The following is a 16,705-nucleotide window of genomic DNA, read 5'->3' on the forward strand; positions in this document are numbered from 1 at the left end:
TCGGTGGCGATGCCATTCAGTGGCACCGGCAATCTTGCAAGCCCGCCGTTGCGGTGATTGAGATCGGTTTCGCGCCTTGGTAGAGCGGGGCGGTACGCAGCACGGAGCCGGCGCGATGAGCAAGCAGCCCTCGACGAGGATCGTCATCGCGGACGATCACCCGCTGTTTCGCGGCGCCTTGCGGCAGGCCGTGTCCCACGCCATCGAAGGCGCCGATGTCAGCGAGGTCGGCTCTCTCGAGGCCCTGACCGAGGCGCTGGCGAGCGGCGGCGATGCCGACCTTGTTCTGCTCGATCTCACCATGCCGGGTGTGCAGGGCTTCTCCGGCCTGCTTTTCCTGCGTGCCGACCATCCCGAGATCCCGGTGATCGTGGTCTCTGCGAATGACGATCCGGCCGTGATCCGCCGCTGCATCGAATTCGGCGCGCTTGGCTTCCTGCCGAAGACCGCCGATGTCGCGCAGATGGGGGAGGCGATCGGCGCCGTGCTCGACGGCAGCGTCTGGACCCCGCCGGGCGTCGATCTCTCCGCGCCGGTCGAGCCGGAGATCGCCGACATGGTGCGCCGTATGTCGACGCTGACGCCGCAGCAGGTGCGTGTGCTGATGATGCTGTCGGAAGGGCTGCTCAACAAGCAGATTGCCTACGAACTAGGCGTCTCCGAAGCGACGGTCAAGGCGCATGTCTCGGCAATCCTGACCAAGCTGGACGTCGACAGCCGCACACAAGCGGTGATCGCCGCCTCGAAGATCGCCGGCACGGCCTGGGCGACGGCGGGTGCTTCCGCCACCGCCTGAGCGGCGTTCATATCGGGTTCAAGCGAAAAGCGTTTCAGGTTAGACGGTTTGCGAAGCGTCGCCTTGGCGCTTGCAGAGGGTGGGCAGGACTTTCATGGAACGGTTTATCGGCGGCTCGCCGCTCGGCGTCCTGGTCCGCCTGATCTTCATCTCGCTGCTCGTCGGCGCGGTCATGGCCTTCCTCGGTCTTTCACCGCAGTCGCTTTACGATTCGGCTCTGCGGTTCCTGCGCTCGATCACGGGTCTCGGTTTTGGCGCGGTGCGCGATGTCGGGCAGTGGATCATCGCTGGGGCGCTGATCGTCGTGCCGCTCTGGCTGATCAGCCGGCTCTTCGCAGCGAGGCGCTGAGGCCTCAGAGGCCTTCGCCGCGTGCGATCGCGGCGGCATCGCGTCCGATCAAGGCGTTGAGGCGGGGGAGGCCGGCCTGCCGCGCCTGCCTGGCGAGTCCGGCCTTAATCTCCTTGGCAAGCCCCGGCCCCTTGAACACCATCGCCGAATAGAATTGCAGCAGTGTCGCGCCGGCCCGGATCTTGGCGAACGCCGTCTCGGCGGAATCGACGCCGCCGACACCGACGAGCGGAAACTGGCCTTCGACGCGCAGGAAGGTCTCGGCCAGCATCCGCGTCGAAGCCTCGAACAAGGGCTTGCCGGAAAGACCGCCGGTCTCGGCCTTCGCGGCGCTGCGCAGGCTTGGCGGCCGCGCAATCGTGGTGTTCGACACGATCATCCCCTCGATGCCGCGCTTGCGCGCCACCGCGACCATGCCGTCCAGCTCGGGCAGGGTGAGATCCGGGGCGATCTTGAGCAGGATTGGCGTGGGCTTCCCGCCGCCCGCCGCCTCGTCGCGCGCGGCCAGCGTGCGCGCCACCAGATCGTCCAGCACGCTCTCGGCCTGCAGGTCCCGTAGCCCCGGCGTGTTGGGGGAGGAAACGTTGATCGTCAGGAAATCGGCGAGAGGGGCCAGCCGCCCTGCTAAAACCGCGTAATCGGCGGCCCGGTCGGCCGAATCCTTGTTGGCGCCGAGATTGATCCCGACGATGCCGCCGCGGCCCCTTCGCGCGGCCAGTCGCCTCGCGACGGCCTCCATTCCCTCGCTGTTAAGTCCGTAACGGTTGATCACCGCTTCGTCCTCGATCAGCCGGAAAACACGTGGGCGCGGGTTGCCGGGCTGCGCCAGCGGTGTCACCCCGCCTGCCTCGACGAAGCCGAAGCCCAGGCCCAGCGCGCCGTCGACAGCCTCGGCATTCTTGTCGAAGCCCGCGGCAAGCCCGACCGGGTTGGAAAAGGAGAGGCCAAAAGCCTCGGTCGCCAGCACGGGATCGTCCGCGCCCGGCTTCAAGACGGGCGCCGCCGCCAGCGCTGTGACGGTCAGCCGATGCGCCGTCTCGGCATCGATGCGGTGGACGAGCGGGCGGGCGAGGGCGAAGAGGTTGGCAAGCATGAGGGCGGCTTTAGCGCGCTACGACGCAGAGCGGAACGGATTTCATCGCGATCTCAGCCGGGCAGGCTGTCGGGAAACACATGCCCTTCGGCGCTAAGCGTCAGCGGCATGACCCAGCGCACGGCGTCGAGCCCCAGCGGGGCATAAAGATGCGGAAACAACGCGCCGCCGCGAGAGGGCTCGTAGCGAAGCGCCGGGCCGAGTTTCGCTTCATCGATCGCGACCAGCAAAAGCTTATCCTGTCCGGCAAAATGCCGCCGAGCCGTCTCGCGCACCTGCGTGGCGGTGGAGAAATGGATGAACCCATCCGCGAGATCGACGGGCGCGCCGACAAAGCGTCTATTGTCGACGGCCTCATCCCACAGCGCGGCAGGGCATATCTTGTAGATCAATGACATGGCGACCTCGTTTCGGGCGACTTGACGGCATAGGCCGTGTCAGGAAGTTTCTGCAAGCCGCTGCATCAATGCGGCAAAAATCGGATTGAAATCTTATTTGATAGGGGATATTTCCTAATTCGAATCTCCGCCCAGCGGCATGAGCGATGAGGCCTGCGCAATGCTGTCACATGACCAGATCTGGAGCGCGATCGACACGTTGGCCCAGCGCTACGGCTTCACCGCATCGGGCCTCGCCCGCAAGGCCGGCCTCGACGCCACGACCTTCAACCGCTCGAAACGCATCGCGCCTGATGGCCGCGAGCGCTGGCCCTCGACCGAATCGATCGCCAAGATCCTGATGGCGACAGGGGCCTCGCTGGACGAGTTCATGAGCGTTGTCCTGAGGCGCGATGTCGCTCCGGCGCGGACGATCCCCCTGATGGGCTTCGCCCAGGCGGGCTCGGGCGGTTTTTTCGACGATGGCGGCTTTCCGGTGGGCGCCGGCTGGGAGGAGGTCGCCTTTCCCGGCGCGTCCGACGAGAAGGCCTACGCATTGGAGATATCCGGCGATTCGATGCTGCCGCTCTACCGCGACGGCGACACCATCATCGTCTCGCCGACGGCAACGGTGAGGCGCGGCGACAGGGTGGTGGTCAAGACCACCGAGGGCGAGGTGTTGGCCAAGCAGCTCAAGCGCCAGACGGCGAAGACGGTCGAACTCGCCTCGCTCAACCCCGAGCATGCCGACCGGATCTTCAACCTCGCCGACATCGCCTTTATGGCCCGCGTGATCTGGGCAAGCCAGTAACCATCAGGCGCCGTTGCGTTGGGTGGGCAGGACGACCTTGAAGATCGCGCCGACCGGTGAAGGTTCGAGCTCGATCGTGCCGCCATGCAATCGCACGAGCTCGGCGGCCACCGCGAGGCCGAGACCCGTTCCCCCGGGCGTCACCGAGCCGCGGAACGCCTGGAACAGATTGGCCCGCGCCCGCTGCGGCACACCCGGCCCATTGTCGACGACGCGCAGGACGACGCCGCCTGAGGTCGCCACTGCTACGATCATGAGCACCGGCTGCACGCTGCCCTCCGCGCCCGCCTGCGTCAGCGCCTGAATGGCGTTGCGCATCAGATTGGTCAGCACCCGCGCGATCTGGTCGGGGTCGCAGGAGGCAAGAAGCTCGGCCGGCACCTGGTTTTCGAAGCGCAATTGCCGGTTTTCCGAAAGCCCGAGCAATTCCGCCTGCTCGACGACGAGCTGGCGCAGGCCGACCGGCCTGATCACGGGTGTCGCCTCGGCGGCGCGGCCATAGGCCAAAGTCGCCTGGCAGAAGTCGATGGCGCGTCCCAGCGTCGCGATCAGCCGGGGCGCGAAGCGGCGGATCTTGACGTCGCGCGTGTCGATGAGCTGGTCCGACATCAGCTGGGCGGCTGCCAGCATGTTGCGCAGATCATGGTTGATCTTGCTGACCGCGAGACCGAGTTCGGCAAGGTGCTTCTTGGTCCGAAGCTCGTCGGCGAGCGTCATCTGCATGCGCGCCAGCGCGCGTTCGGCCTCGCCGATCTCGTCGGCACGGAGCGAGGGTACGATGATCCGTTGCGGATTCTCCGGTTCCGCCTCGAACTCCATCACATTGGCGGCCAGATGCCGGATCGGTCCGATGATCAGCGCATTGAGAGCGACATAAACCGCGATCGCGGTCAGCACCGTGATCAGCAGCGAAACCAGCAGCAGGCTCCAGGAGAATTTGAGCATCGCGCGGCGCAAAGGGGCCTCGTCGATAACGATCTCGACGAAGTCGGCGCCGCCGACCGCTTCGCCGACGACCCGGATCGGCATCGTCGCCGGAGCGACCATGACGGCGACGGCCTCTTCGATTGCGCTCATCCAGTTGAGACTGCGCAGGTCGATCGCGCGCGAAACCTCCGGCGGCGGCATCGAATCGAGGCTGAGCAGGCGGCGTGCCCCTCCGACGCGCGCGGCGATGGCGCGTGCGCCGACACCCATCAGCAGCCGGTTCTCGCTCCCCTCCGGCAGCCCGTCTTCCGGCGCGCCTTCCAACACCAGCGCTGCCACCTGCGCGGCGGCGATGCGGTCGTTCAGCCAGTTGCGGCGGAAATTCGCGATCGACGGAAAATAGATCAGCGCCTCCGCCAGCATGACGAAAAGCACCGTCACCAGCAGCAGCTTGGCCGACAGGCCGAGCCGCGTCAGGCCGCGCGGCAGGCTGATCGAGAGATGGCGTGTCTGCGGACCCGGTGAATGCATCCGGTTGATCTTAGCCGAAACGCCGCAGGAAGCCGATCAGCCGCCGGACACTCGGGCTGCCGGTTGCCGGTCCATGGAACGACAGGGCCGCACGGCGCGACGCTTCGGACCCCGAAAGCGTTGCGAACGGCATCGCGGCGATGTCGGACACGTTCAGCGAGGCCTTCATGGCCACGCACCAAGGCGCGATCATCTCGGCCGCGCCAAGCCCCACGATCGTGACGCCTAAGACGCGACCCTTCGAATCGCTCACGATCTTGACGAAACCTTCGGTATCGCCGGAAGCCAGTGCTCCCGGCGTTTCAGCGAAAGGTGCCCGCAGGAAGCGCAGCGTGCCAGGCTTGGCGACGCCCCTATCCGGCTGCCCGACGGTGGCGATTTCCGGACGGCTCCAGACGATATGCGGATTGAGCGAGGCATCGACGCGGCTGGATCGGCGGAAGAGCGCATCGCGAAGAACGATGCCGACATGCTCGTCGGCCGCAGGGTCGCCGACGCCGGCTGCCCCCCCGCCGGCACAACTCCCGATCGCATAAACGCGGCGGTTGGCGGTCCTGAGCCCTGCATCGACGACGATGCCTTTCGGGTCGCGCCGGACGCCGGCGAGGTCGAGATCCAGCCCGTCGATATCCGCCTGGTCGGCATCGCAGACCAGAATGCGCGCCGCTTCCAACACGAGTTCACCGCCGGCGTTGCGGATGATGACGCGCACCCCGGTCTTGCTGGCTTCCACCCTCAGGGCTTCGCCGTCTTCGTGCAGCTGAACACCTTCCCGTAACAGCTTGCGCCGCAGGAGCATTACCGCTTCGGCGTCGTAATCCGGCAGCAGGCCGCCGGGCGCAACGAGCGTGACATGGCTTCCCAGGCGCTTCAGGGCCTGCGCCAGAGCCGTGGCCCTGCCGCCCGCACCCAGAACCACGAGGCTTTCCGGCAGTCGCTTCACTGTCGCCAGATCATCTTCGGTGAGGACGAGCGCGGGGTCGAGGCCATCGACCAGAGCCGGCCGCTGCGGCCTGGAACCGGTCGCGACGACGAAGCGCCTGGCTTTCACCAACTGGCTGCCAACCGAAATGGCGCTGCGGCTGACGAAATGGGCCTCGCCGCGCAGCAAGGTGATGCCCAGAGCCTGCAATCGCTCGGCCCGGTGATGGGCGGCAGGCACGGCCAGGGTTCGCTGAATGTGGTTGTAAAGCTCAACCGGGTTGAGCGTCGGTTCCTGTGCGCCGAACCCGAACCGGGTCGCATCGCGAAAATTCTGTGCCTGAGAACCCGCTTCGACCAGCGCCTTGATCACGAGCCCTGCGTCCCGGCCTCCGGTCTCTCTCCGTTCGACGAGGACGACCGGTACGCCGAAGGCAGCGGCCGCCGTCGCAACCCCGATGCCGCCGGAGCCTGCGCCGATCACGCAGATATCCGGCGTCAACGCAGCAATTTTGGCCCCTTTGGCGCTATCGACCTTGCCGTCGCTCACGGGATCATCTGCTCCGCCTGAAACTGGCCTCGCTGATGCGTTGTGGGGCCGGCGGAATCAAGGCGGCGTCCGAAAAACGATGGCCGGTCAGGCGACGTGGCGGTCGCCCTTGGTCGGGCTGAAGTCGGCGAGCGGCTCCGGGCGGCCGAACAGGAACCCCTGCGCCCGGTGGGCGCCCAGCAACTGCACGGCGATCCGCTGCTGGTCGGTCTCGATACCCTCGACCACGACGTTCATCTGCAGCCGTCTGGCGAGTTGGCAGACCGCTTCGATGATCGCCTTCGAGGCCTCGCTGACATGGACATCGCGGGCGAAGCTCTGGTCGATCTTCACCTGCGCGATCGGATAGGTCGAGAGATAGGCGAGCGAGGAATAGCCGGTGCCGAAATCGTCGAGCGCGAAGCTCACGCCAAGCGCCCGCAATTCCTCCAGCACCCCCAAGGTCATCTTGTTGTCCTCGACGAGGAGCGATTCGGTGATTTCGAGCGTCAGCTGGCGAGAACTCAGGCCGGAAGTGAGCAGCGCATCCTTGACGGCATCGACCAGTTGGCGCGGCTCGCGGAACTGCAAGGCGGAGACGTTGACGGAGACGCTGATCTCCGGTTCCCAGCCCGCGGCATCCATGCAGGCGCGCTTGATCGCCCATTCGCCCATGGCGCCGATCAGGCCGGTCTGCTCCGCGATCGGGATGAACACGCCGGCGGGCACCATTCCACGGCGCGGATGGCGCCAGCGCATCAAAGCCTCGCGCGCCACGACCTTCTGCGTCTTCAGGTCGATGATCGGCTGGTAGAAGAGCTCGAGCGCGCCGTCGGCGGAGGCCCGGCGCAGGTCGAGCTCGATCTCGTGCCGCTCCATGATCTCCTCCGCCATGGCGGGGTTGAAGAACATCAGCGCGTTTCGACCGGCCGCCTTGGCTTTGTAGAGCGCGGTATCGGCATGGCGCAGCAGGTCGGCCGGCGAAGCACCGTCATGCGGCGCCATCGCGATGCCGATGCTGGCGGTGACATAGACCGTCTTGCCATCAACATCGAAGGGCCGCGACATCGCGTCGATCATCCGCTGCGCGATGGCCGTGACGACGACATGGTCGGCCGAGGGTAAGATCAGCAGGAACTCGTCCCCGCCGAAGCGAGCCAGCCGGTCGTGACCGCGGATCGCATTGCGCAGGCGGCTGGCGGTTTCCATCAGCACAACGTCCCCGACATCGTGGCCGAGCGAATCGTTGACCTGCTTGAAGCCGTCGAGATCGACATAGAGCAGCGCGAAGACCTCGCCGGTTCTGTCCAACCGCGCGAAGGCATCGGAGATCTGATTGTTGTATTCGAAGCGGTTGGGCAGTCCGGTCAGCTCGTCGAACCGCGCCATCTGCTCGATGCGGGCGGCGGTGCGCTTTCGCTCCGTCGCATCCTCCGTCAGCATCAGGATGCCGCCCTCGGCCGCCGGGGCGAAGGTCACGACCAGGACGAGCCCGCCACGCGTCACCACCTCGCGGCTCGCCGGCAATTGCTGCGTCTGCACGCTGACCAGGGCCGATCGGATATCGCGCAGCTGGTCCTGGCTGATCACCTGCCGCTCGACCAGAAAGCGGGCAAGGGCGGTCAGCGGTGTTCCCGGCAATGTCAGCGTATCAGGCAGGCCGTACAAGGAGCCATGCGGCTTGTTGCTGACCGCGAGCTTGAGGCCGCGATCGAACATCGCCAACCCGTCGATCATCGTGTTCAGCGCCGCATCGAGCGTGAGGTTCTGCGAATGCAGCGCCAAGGCCAGCGCCTTGGACTGCTTCGTCGCATCGCTGAGAGCCAGCAGATTGCGATGCAGCGAATTGGTGATCGCGATGTTGGCCGCCACATACAAAAACGCGAAATAGCCGATGTAGCTATAGTAGGGATTGTCCGCCCCGATCAGCCCGAGCGCCATCGGCACGCAGAAGATCAGCAACTGGACGGCGACGAATTTCGGCCGGCCAGCATTGCGCGAGACATAACCGGAGGCAAGCGCGATCGTCGAGGAGACTGAGGTGATATGCGCCGCCGGATCGTTGGTATGGACGAGCGCGACGTAACAGCTGTAGCCCAGCGCGGCGCTGAAGGCGGTCGCTCCCAGGAAGTAGTCGCGGTCCCAGCGGCGGGTCTGCGCATAGCTATCATCGGCATGATTGCGCCGGCGATAGGCGATCACCGTCATCAGACGCAGTACGACGATCAGAATGACGAGAAGCGTCAAGCTGACGAAGACGGGGTCCCGCGTCGCGACCCAGCACAGGAAGGGCGTCAGGATGCCGGCGATGCCACCCGGGATGATCGAGGCCGGCGAGGAGAAGAGCGAATTGACCAGCAGGGTATAACCGGTCAAGTCGACATCGTCGCCTTGCTCGCGGATGGCCTCGTTCAAACGCCTGAAAGCGTCTGCCATTCAACCCTGCCTTTTACCGCCTGATGCGGTCCGATACGCGCAGCGTTGCCGCCGCGCGTATCATGGGCAAGCTTTAAACCAGCAGAGGTAAATGCTTCGTGAGGTTTATCGACGGCAAGGCAAGCCAGTTCTGCCGTCGATTGGCCTTTGTCGAGCGATGCGGCCGCCGCTTCAGGCCCGTTCGGCCTGGCGATGATAGACCCGCGCCAGCATCCGGTCCTGCGTCTGCGCGATGCGCTGCAGCTTCGAGATCGCGCTCGGGCTCAGTCTCAGCATGCAATCAGTCCAGATCTGCCCGAGTTGATCCAGTTCCTCGCGCAGATCTCCCGCGCGCCGGTTGAAGGCAGAAAACAAGGCGGTCCGGGCCGCATGAATCGGCAGTGAATCGGCGCAGTACTTGCGGATCCAGCTTTCGCCCCTTCCTTCCGGCACAACGGCCTCGAGTCCGCCCGCCTGCATGAACTCCTGCGCGCTCATCTCCTCGCCGGACAGCAGCATCTGCTCGGCGGCCCGGGGTCCCATTCGCCGCGACAGGATCGCGACGGCCGTGATCGGGAAATGGTTGAACTTGATCTCCGGGTAGACGAACGAAGCCTGCTCCTCGGCGATCATGACATTGCAGGAGCGCGGCGCGTCGATGCCGCCGCCGATCGCCTTTGCGTGGATCGTCGAAAGCGTGACGACGAGGCCGTTGAGGCCGCTGGTGTTCCAGATCGCGCCCTCGGCCGAAAGGCGGGCGTATTCCTTGAGGGAGGCGCGATCGTTCTTCGCGAGACAGTCGAGGTAGAAGTCGAGATCGCCGCCCAACGTGAAGAAGGGGCCCGTACCTCGAAAGGCGAGGAAGCGGATTGGTGCCCGATGATACTGGTCCGGCGCGCCCCACAGCGCGAAGATCGCGCCCTGGATCTTTACCAGGCTTTCAAGCAACTGCAGCGTAAAGACCGGCTTCAGCTCGGGCTTGATCGTGACCCAGAGCGTCTTGATCTCGGCCTCATAGGCCAGTTCCACTTCCGGCAGGAAGCCGGCATTGTAGCGGATCGCATCGATGACTTCGCAGCTCTCCAGCAGAGCCGGACCCTGTATCCGCGAATTCGTGGTTACTGCCTGCAACATGTCGTCACTCCCGCAGCCCTGACCACGCACACTCTAAACGAGCTTAACAAACTGTAAACGAGTTCAAGCGGAAATGGTTAATTTCATTAAGCTTTTCGCCTGCCGCTGCGGCAACGGTCGCCTTGTTTCGAGGCTGTTCGCCGTCTTCAAGCAGGATGCGCGCCACCAGGAACGGAGAGGGGTCCACGACGGTCCTGCGGGCGATTGCCCCTTTCCTGTCAGGGGGTTCGGGCAATCAATGGGGGATGGTGGGCGACGCCTGAGCCATGCAAGGTCGCCCGAATTGAGACGGCTCCTGTCCTGTCGCGGGACGCGGCCTTGCGCCGCGCTGCTTGTCGGGACGCGGCAGGAGGGCTAACCATGGCCGCGAATTCGCCGCGTTCCCGCGTTCAAAACCCCGATGCCGAGTTGATGCCGTGACTCGCTCCCAGACAGATGACGAGAAACAGGCGCGCCTCGCGGCCGCGCTCCGCGAGAACCTGAAGCGCCGCAAGGCTCAGGCCCGCGCTCGCCGTTCGGAGGATGCGCGCCCGGCTGAACCCGCGCCGTCTGCCCAGGTCGACGATCGTCGCACCTGACTGCCCTCTTTCACCGGCGCCCCGGCACGTCTGGCGGCCCGCAGGATTCCCAAGATGGACAAGATCCGCATCACCGGCGGCCAGCGCCTCAATGGCGCCATTCCGATTTCAGGCGCCAAGAACGCCGCCTTGCCTCTGATGATCGCGAGCCTGCTGACCGACGAGACTCTGACGCTGACCAATGTCCCGCGCCTCTCGGACGTAACGGCCCTGTCCCGCATCCTGTCCAATCACGGCGTCGACCGAACCGTGGCCGGCCGCCGCATCGGCCAGTCGGCCGAAACCGGCCAGACGATCTCGCTGACCGCGCGCCAGATCGTGGATACCTGCGCGCCCTACGAGTTGGTCTCGACCATGCGCGCCAGCTTCTGGGTCATCGCGCCGATCCTCGCCCGCATGGGCGAGGCCAAGATTTCGCTGCCCGGCGGTTGCGCCATCGGTACCCGCCCCGTCGATCTCCTGCTGATGGCGCTTGAAAAGCTCGGGGCCGAGATCGTCATCGAGAACGGCTATGCGCTGGCCCGCGCGCCTCACGGCCTCAAAGGTGCCGAGATCGTCTTCCCGAAAGTCACGGTCGGCGGCACCCATACCGCGCTGATGGCGGCGGTGCTGGCCAAGGGCACGACCGTGATCGAGAATGCGGCCAGAGAACCGGAGGTCACCGATCTCGCTGAATGCCTGATCAAGATGGGCGCCAGGATCGAAGGGGTCGGCACGTCCCGCCTCGTGGTCGAGGGCGTCGCGCGCCTGGGCGGCGCGCACCACGCCGTGCTGCCGGACCGGATCGAGACCGGCACTTATGCCATGGCAGTGGCGATGACCGGCGGCGACGTCCTGCTGGAAGGCGCACGCACCGATCTGCTGCAATCGGCCTTCGATATCCTCGGCCGCTCCGGCGTGGACATCACCTCGACGAATGAGGGTGTGCGCGTGCGCCGCAACGGCCATGGCATCGACGCGGTCGATATCGAGACCGAGCCGTTTCCCGGCTTTCCGACCGATCTCCAGGCCCAGTTCATGGCGCTGATGACGACGGCGAAAGGCACCTCGCGCATCCGCGAAACCATCTTTGAAAACCGCTTCATGCATGTGCAGGAGCTCGCCCGTCTCGGCGCCCGCATCAAGCTGGACGGCGATGTCGCCATGGTGGAGGGCGTTGCCAAGCTCACCGGCGCCCCGGTGATGGCGACCGATCTGCGCGCTTCGGTCTCGCTCGTGATCGGCGGGCTTGCGGCCGAGGGCGATACCACGATCAACCGGGTCTACCACCTCGACCGGGGCTTCGAGGCTCTGGAAGCAAAGCTGACGCGTTGCGGCGCTTTGGTCGAGCGCATCAGCGGCTGAGGCGTTTCGGGGCGATCGCCGATTGCTTTTCCGGCGGTGCCTCGGCAAAACAGCATCATGTCCGATGCCGCCGCCGACCCCCTGAAGCTCGTTGCGCTCGACGCCGACGACCTCGCCATCGTCTCGGCCCATCTTCAGGATGCCGTCCTGAAGATGGCCGATATCGTCTATCTGGCGAAGGAGCGTCGCTTTGCTCTGGCCGCGCGGCGCTTCGATTGGGAAGGCGCGGCGCATGGCCATCGCCGCCGCCGGCTCGCCGCGCTCCATTTCGATCGTGTGCTGAGCGTCCGCAGCAGCAATCTCGACAAGAACGATACCGAGCGCGTGCTCAACCTGCTGGCGGTGACCTTCGAAGTCGCGGACGCCCCTGGTGGGGAGGTCACGCTGCATTTCTCGGACGGCGCCGCGATCCGCCTCATGGTCGAATGCATCGAGTCGCAGATGAAGGATTTGGGCCCGATGTGGGAGGCCGTGGCGACGCCCGGCCACCCCGAGGCTGATGGCGCCGCCGCATCGTGATCGGGCTTCATCCTTCGCGGCGCATCGTCTAAGAGACCGCTCGCGACGGCACGGCCGTCATCGCAGCGCCGAAGGAAGCACGATGCCGATCAGGCTCGACGACAGCGAAGCCGGTTTCGAGGCTGGATTTAGCGCGCTGCTCGCCGCCAAGCGCGAGGTCTCCGAAGAGGTCGACCGGATCGTCGCCGATATCATCGCCGATGTCCGCGAGAAGGGCGACGACGCGGTGATCGCCTACACAAGCCGCTTCGACGGGCTCGACCTGACGCCCGCGACGCTGCGTGTCGGCGAAGACGAGATCGCTGCGGCGGTTGCCGCCTGCTCGCCTCAGCTGCTAGCGGCCCTGGAGACAGCGCGGCAACGCATCGAGATCTATCATGAGCGGCAGAAGCCAGCCGACTCCTGGGTCAAGGATGAGGCCGGCGTCGAAAGCGGCTGGCGCTGGAGCGCTGTGGAGGCCGTCGGGCTCTACGTGCCCGGCGGAACCGCGAGCTACCCGTCCTCTGTCTTGATGAATGCGATCCCGGCCAAGGTCGCCGGTGTGCCGCGCGTCGTCATGGTGGCGCCCACGCCGCGAGGCCAGACGAATCCGCTGGTGCTGGCGGCAGCGAGGCTTGCCGGCGTCGACGAAATCTATCGGATCGGCGGCGCCCAGGCCGTTGCGGCCCTGGCCTACGGCACCGCCAGCATCGCGCCTGTCGCGAAGATCGTGGGGCCAGGCAACGCCTATGTCGCCGCCGCCAAGCGGCGCGTCTTCGGGCAGGTCGGCATCGACATGATCGCCGGTCCGTCCGAAGTCCTCGTCATCGCAGACAGCACCGCCAACCCGGACTGGATCGCAGCCGACCTGCTGGCACAGGCGGAGCACGACGCATCCGCCCAGTCGATCCTGATGACGGACGATGCCGGGCTCGCGGCGCAGGTCGAGGCAGCGGTCGAAGCGCAGCTCGTCACGCTGTCGCGTGCCACCATCGCCGCAGCGAGCTGGCGTGATTTCGGCGCGATCCTGTTGGTTTCCGATCTGGAAGCGGCGGTGCCGCTGGTCGACCGGCTGGCGCCGGAGCATCTCGAGATCATGACGGCCGATCCCGATCGTCTCGCCGCGATGATCCGCAACGCCGGCGCAATCTTCCTGGGGGGGCATACGCCGGAGGCGATCGGCGACTATGTCGGCGGCCCCAACCATGTGCTGCCGACGGCCCGCTCGGCCCGGTTTTCGTCCGGCCTTGGCGTCGCGGATTTCATGAAGCGCACCTCGCTGCTGAAATGCGGCCCGGAGGGATTGCGGGCTCTGGCTTCCGCCGCCACGCAATTGGCTGAAGCGGAGGGCTTGCAGGCGCACGGCCGTTCCGTGACGATCAGGCTCAATCTCTGAGCGCCGCGACCATCGCGGCGTCACGACAGGAGCGGCGATGTCGGGCGAAGCCTCATTGAACAATCATTGCCTCATTGGCGTGACGCTGGATGAATCCTCGCTCGGCCGTGGCTCGCCCGATCAGGAGCACGAGCGCGCGATCGCGATCTACGATCTGATCGAGCGCAACCGCTTCGCCGTTCCCGGCCATGAAGGCGGTCCGTATCTGGCGCATCTCGCTTTGGTCGAGCGCCGGCTCGTCTTCGACGTCAAGGCGGCCGATGGCTCGCCGATCATCAGCCACCATCTGTCGCTCAGCCCGTTCCGGCGCATCGTCAAGGACTACGAGCTGATCTGCGAAAACTATTACGCCGCGATCCGGACGCAGACCCCGGAGCAGATCGAGGCGATCGACATGGGCCGGCGCGGGCTCCACGACGAGGCGGCGACCATTCTCGTCGAGCGATTGGCGAACAAGGTCGAGATCGATTTCGATACGGCGAGGCGGCTGTTTACGTTGATCTACGCGCTCCACTGGAAAGGCTGACGCGCGTGAGCGTCAGCGACCCGCCGGGTGCCGGGCCTCCCGGTTTGAACGGGGAGGGCACTCCCCGTCGCGTCCAGAGCGTGCTCTTCATGTGCGCGATGAACGCGGTGCGTTCGCCGATGGCGGAAGCCCTGGCAAAGCATTTTTTCGGCAAGTCGATCTATGTCCAGTCCGCTGGCGCCAGAAAAGGCGAGTTCGACGATTTCGCCAAGGCGGTGCTCGACGAGATCGGCATAGACCTCACCCGGCACAAGCCGAAATCCGTCGAGGAACTGGAGGAGTGGGAGGGGCTGAATTTCGACCTGATCGTCTCGCTTTCGCCAGAGGCACATCACAAGGCACTGGAACTGACCCGGACCTTGGCTGCGGACGTGGAATACTGGCCCACCATGGACCCGACCATCGTCCAGGGCTCGCGCGATCAGAAGCTCGATGCCTATCGCGACGTCCGCGACGGCCTGACCCGCCGCATCAAGGAGCGGCTGCGAGGCTAGGCCAAAGGGCTTAGGACTTGGGCTCGACTGCCCTCGAAGGGCCGCTGACGCATCGCTTCGGCTCTCGAAATCGGGATGAAGAGATGCCTTCCCGCAATGCGGCTTCTTAAGTCAAACTTTACGGATCCGTCGTTGGTTGGTCGGGTGCTGCTGCCTGCGGATTTGCCTTCGATGCCTGCCGATAACCGTCTCCCCCTGATCGATCGCGGGAGCGCGGGGCGAAAGATCGGCGATTTCGCGTTGGTCGCCTTTCTGCTGCTGTGCGTCAGCCTGGGCGCGCTTGCGAGTCTGCCTGCCGGCTCGCTTGGAGAGCGCCCGGTCGCCCTGATCTTTCCTCCCTGGTTCGATCGTTCGCAGGCGGTCTCGCGCAGCTTGGATGCGGGCTATAGCGTCATGCGGACCGGGCGGACGGAAAGCATCGTCGTCGCAGCACCACTGCCCGGCGGCGTGCTGCCACGCGGAGCCTGGCTGTCCATCGCCTTGAAGGGCCTGGCCGGTTGCCTCGACGCCGCTGCCGGAGAGCTGCCGTGAACTGGTCCCTCGATTTTCTGCGCGACCGTGTCGCCCGCGCGCTGATCGCTCTTGCGCTGTTTCATGTGCCTTTGCTGGCGCTCAGCCTGTGGGTGCATGCCCAGACCGGTCCACTTTCGCTCGCGATGACCGCGTTTCCGGCGGCGACCTTGCCGCTGATCTACCGGTTTGCCGGCGCTGCGCTCGTGACCCAGCTGGCGATCGCGACCGTCCTGATCGGACAGGTGTCGGGGCTCGTCTTCAGCTTTGCGGGCCACCCCTGGCAGGCCGATATTCACATGTATTATTTCGCGATCCTGGCCGTGCTGGCTGCGTTCTGCGACTGGCGCCCGATCGTGCTCGGCGCGGCGCTGACTGCCTGCCATCACCTCGTCCTGCAATACGCGCTGCCCTCGGCCGTGTTCTACCAGGGCGGCAGCCTGCTGCGGGTGCTGCTTCACGCGGTCATCGTGCTGATGGAAACCTCCTTCCTCGCGACCTTCGCGGTGCTCCTGCAGCGCCGCATCCTCGAAAGCGAGTCCAACTTCGCCCTCGCGAGCGAAGCTGCCGAAAGGGAAAGGCAGGTCCACGAGAAGGAGCGCGATCTCGCCGGCAAGCTCAGCCAGCGCAGCGAGCATCTGCGGATGCTGGTCGCCGGCTTCCGCGATCAGATGGAACAGGCCATGGCACTGCTCGACCGCTCGGCCGCTGTCATGAGCACCAAAGCGGGGTCGCTGACGGAGACGTCCGATCAGGTCCGGGCGCAGACCTCACGCGTATCCGAGGCTGCGGCCGGCACGATGGACAGCATCGATCAGCTCTCCGCCGCCAGCACCGAGCTCGTGGCCTCGATCGGCGAAATCAGCCGCAATGCGGGCGATTCGGCCAGCGGATCGAAATCCGCTGCCGATCTGGCGCGGCACGCCAGCGATGAGATCGAGAATCTCGCGCAGCGCAGCGAGAATGTCGGGGCTGTCGTTGAAATCATTCGCGGCATCGCCGCGCAGACCAGCCTGCTTGCCCTGAATGCAACGATCGAGGCCGCGCGTGCGGGCGAGATGGGTCGCGGCTTCGCCGTCGTCGCCAGCGAGGTGAAGATCCTGTCGGCCCAGACGGCGAAGGCGACCGACGAGGTCTCCGGCCAGATCGGGGCCATGCAGGAGGCGACGCAACGTTCGCTGAAGGCGATGCGCGAGATCGCCAGTTCGATCGGCCTGGTCGAGAGCCTTGCCGATGCGATCGCCCATTCGGTCGACGAACAGAGCCGCGCGACCGCCGAGATCGCCTATCAGGTCCGGCTGTCCTTCGAGGGCGCGCAGCGCAGCGCCGACATCGCGGGAGGGTTCGAGGTGATGACGGTGGAAACCCATGGCGCCGCGACGCAGCTTCAGGAAACCGCAGCCGCTCTGGCCCGCCAGGCGCAGGCGATCCGCGCCGACGTGGCGCGCTTCTGCGGCACCGTCGCGGCAGCCTGAA

16 protein-coding genes are annotated in these 16,705 nt (G+C 65.8%); 10 read left to right on the top strand and 6 right to left on the bottom strand.

Going from position 1 to position 16,705, the window contains the following annotated elements; all coding sequences use genetic code 11:
* Window positions 1-115: 115 nt before the first annotated feature.
* Window positions 116-796, top strand: a complete 681-nt coding sequence (locus AC1DR6_RS07065; RefSeq protein ID WP_476828495.1) for a response regulator — start codon at window positions 116-118, stop codon at window positions 794-796.
* A gap of 94 nt (window positions 797-890) precedes the next feature.
* Window positions 891-1,145 (top strand): DUF6460 domain-containing protein, encoded by a 255-nt coding sequence (locus tag AC1DR6_RS07070; RefSeq protein WP_476828496.1) that lies wholly within the window; start codon window positions 891-893, stop codon window positions 1,143-1,145.
* Between the two features lie 4 nt (window positions 1,146-1,149).
* Here AC1DR6_RS07070 and AC1DR6_RS07075 read toward each other — a convergent pair whose 3' ends face one another.
* Together AC1DR6_RS07075 and AC1DR6_RS07080 are read right to left on the bottom strand one after the other, a co-directional pair.
* Window positions 1,150-2,238, bottom strand: coding sequence for a quinone-dependent dihydroorotate dehydrogenase (locus tag AC1DR6_RS07075; protein ID WP_476828497.1), 1,089 nt, complete (start codon window positions 2,236-2,238; stop codon window positions 1,150-1,152).
* A gap of 53 nt (window positions 2,239-2,291) precedes the next feature.
* Window positions 2,292-2,636 carry a DUF952 domain-containing protein gene (locus AC1DR6_RS07080; RefSeq protein WP_476828498.1) on the bottom strand — a complete coding sequence of 115 codons (345 nt, stop codon included), beginning with the start codon at window positions 2,634-2,636 and terminating at the stop codon, window positions 2,292-2,294.
* Between the two features lie 160 nt (window positions 2,637-2,796).
* Between AC1DR6_RS07080 and AC1DR6_RS07085 the strand changes: the two genes are divergently transcribed.
* Window positions 2,797-3,426 carry a S24 family peptidase gene (locus tag AC1DR6_RS07085; RefSeq protein ID WP_476828499.1) on the top strand — a complete coding sequence of 210 codons (630 nt, stop codon included), beginning with the start codon at window positions 2,797-2,799 and terminating at the stop codon, window positions 3,424-3,426.
* Window positions 3,427-3,429: 3 nt separating this feature from the next.
* Here the strand turns inward: AC1DR6_RS07085 and AC1DR6_RS07090 are convergent, their stop codons facing one another.
* The 4 genes from AC1DR6_RS07090 to AC1DR6_RS07105 form a co-directional block, all read right to left on the bottom strand.
* Complete coding sequence (locus tag AC1DR6_RS07090) at window positions 3,430-4,884, bottom strand: sensor histidine kinase (protein ID WP_476828500.1); 1,455 nt, start codon at window positions 4,882-4,884, stop codon at window positions 3,430-3,432.
* Window positions 4,885-4,894: 10 nt separating this feature from the next.
* The gene (locus AC1DR6_RS07095; protein ID WP_476828501.1) at window positions 4,895-6,355 is read right to left on the bottom strand and encodes an FAD-dependent oxidoreductase; all 1,461 of its coding nucleotides are present in this window, start codon (window positions 6,353-6,355) and stop codon (window positions 4,895-4,897) included.
* Between the two features lie 87 nt (window positions 6,356-6,442).
* On the bottom strand, window positions 6,443-8,770 hold the full coding sequence (locus AC1DR6_RS07100) for a putative bifunctional diguanylate cyclase/phosphodiesterase (protein WP_476828502.1): 2,328 nt from the start codon (window positions 8,768-8,770) through the stop codon (window positions 6,443-6,445).
* Between the two features lie 171 nt (window positions 8,771-8,941).
* On the bottom strand, window positions 8,942-9,883 hold the full coding sequence (locus AC1DR6_RS07105) for an enoyl-CoA hydratase-related protein (RefSeq protein WP_476828503.1): 942 nt from the start codon (window positions 9,881-9,883) through the stop codon (window positions 8,942-8,944).
* A 632-nt stretch (window positions 9,884-10,515) separates the two neighbouring features.
* Between AC1DR6_RS07105 and murA the strand changes: the two genes are divergently transcribed.
* From murA to AC1DR6_RS07140, 7 genes are all read left to right on the top strand, one after another.
* A complete protein-coding gene (gene murA / locus AC1DR6_RS07110) occupies window positions 10,516-11,805 on the top strand; it encodes a UDP-N-acetylglucosamine 1-carboxyvinyltransferase (RefSeq protein WP_476828504.1) in 1,290 nt (429 codons plus the stop codon).
* A gap of 57 nt (window positions 11,806-11,862) precedes the next feature.
* Window positions 11,863-12,324: a DUF2948 family protein gene (locus AC1DR6_RS07115; protein WP_476828505.1), complete on the top strand. Its 462-nt coding sequence runs from the start codon at window positions 11,863-11,865 to the stop codon at window positions 12,322-12,324.
* 82 nt (window positions 12,325-12,406) lie between these two features.
* Window positions 12,407-13,699 (top strand): histidinol dehydrogenase, encoded by a 1,293-nt coding sequence (gene hisD, locus AC1DR6_RS07120; RefSeq protein ID WP_476828506.1) that lies wholly within the window; start codon window positions 12,407-12,409, stop codon window positions 13,697-13,699.
* A gap of 37 nt (window positions 13,700-13,736) precedes the next feature.
* Window positions 13,737-14,225 (top strand): UPF0262 family protein, encoded by a 489-nt coding sequence (locus AC1DR6_RS07125; protein WP_476828507.1) that lies wholly within the window; start codon window positions 13,737-13,739, stop codon window positions 14,223-14,225.
* Window positions 14,226-14,314: 89 nt separating this feature from the next.
* Entirely contained in the window at window positions 14,315-14,719 is a 405-nt protein-coding gene (locus tag AC1DR6_RS07130; RefSeq protein ID WP_476828981.1) for an arsenate-mycothiol transferase ArsC, read from the top strand.
* A 171-nt stretch (window positions 14,720-14,890) separates the two neighbouring features.
* A complete protein-coding gene (locus AC1DR6_RS07135) occupies window positions 14,891-15,250 on the top strand; it encodes a hypothetical protein (RefSeq protein ID WP_476828508.1) in 360 nt (119 codons plus the stop codon).
* The gene (locus tag AC1DR6_RS07140) at window positions 15,247-16,704 is read left to right on the top strand and encodes a methyl-accepting chemotaxis protein (RefSeq protein WP_476828509.1); all 1,458 of its coding nucleotides are present in this window, start codon (window positions 15,247-15,249) and stop codon (window positions 16,702-16,704) included. The genes AC1DR6_RS07135 and AC1DR6_RS07140 overlap by 4 nt, the downstream gene beginning before the upstream one ends.
* Window position 16,705: the final 1 nt, after the last annotated feature.

It is taken from the genome of Allobosea sp. P5_A5 (genome assembly GCF_056400625.1).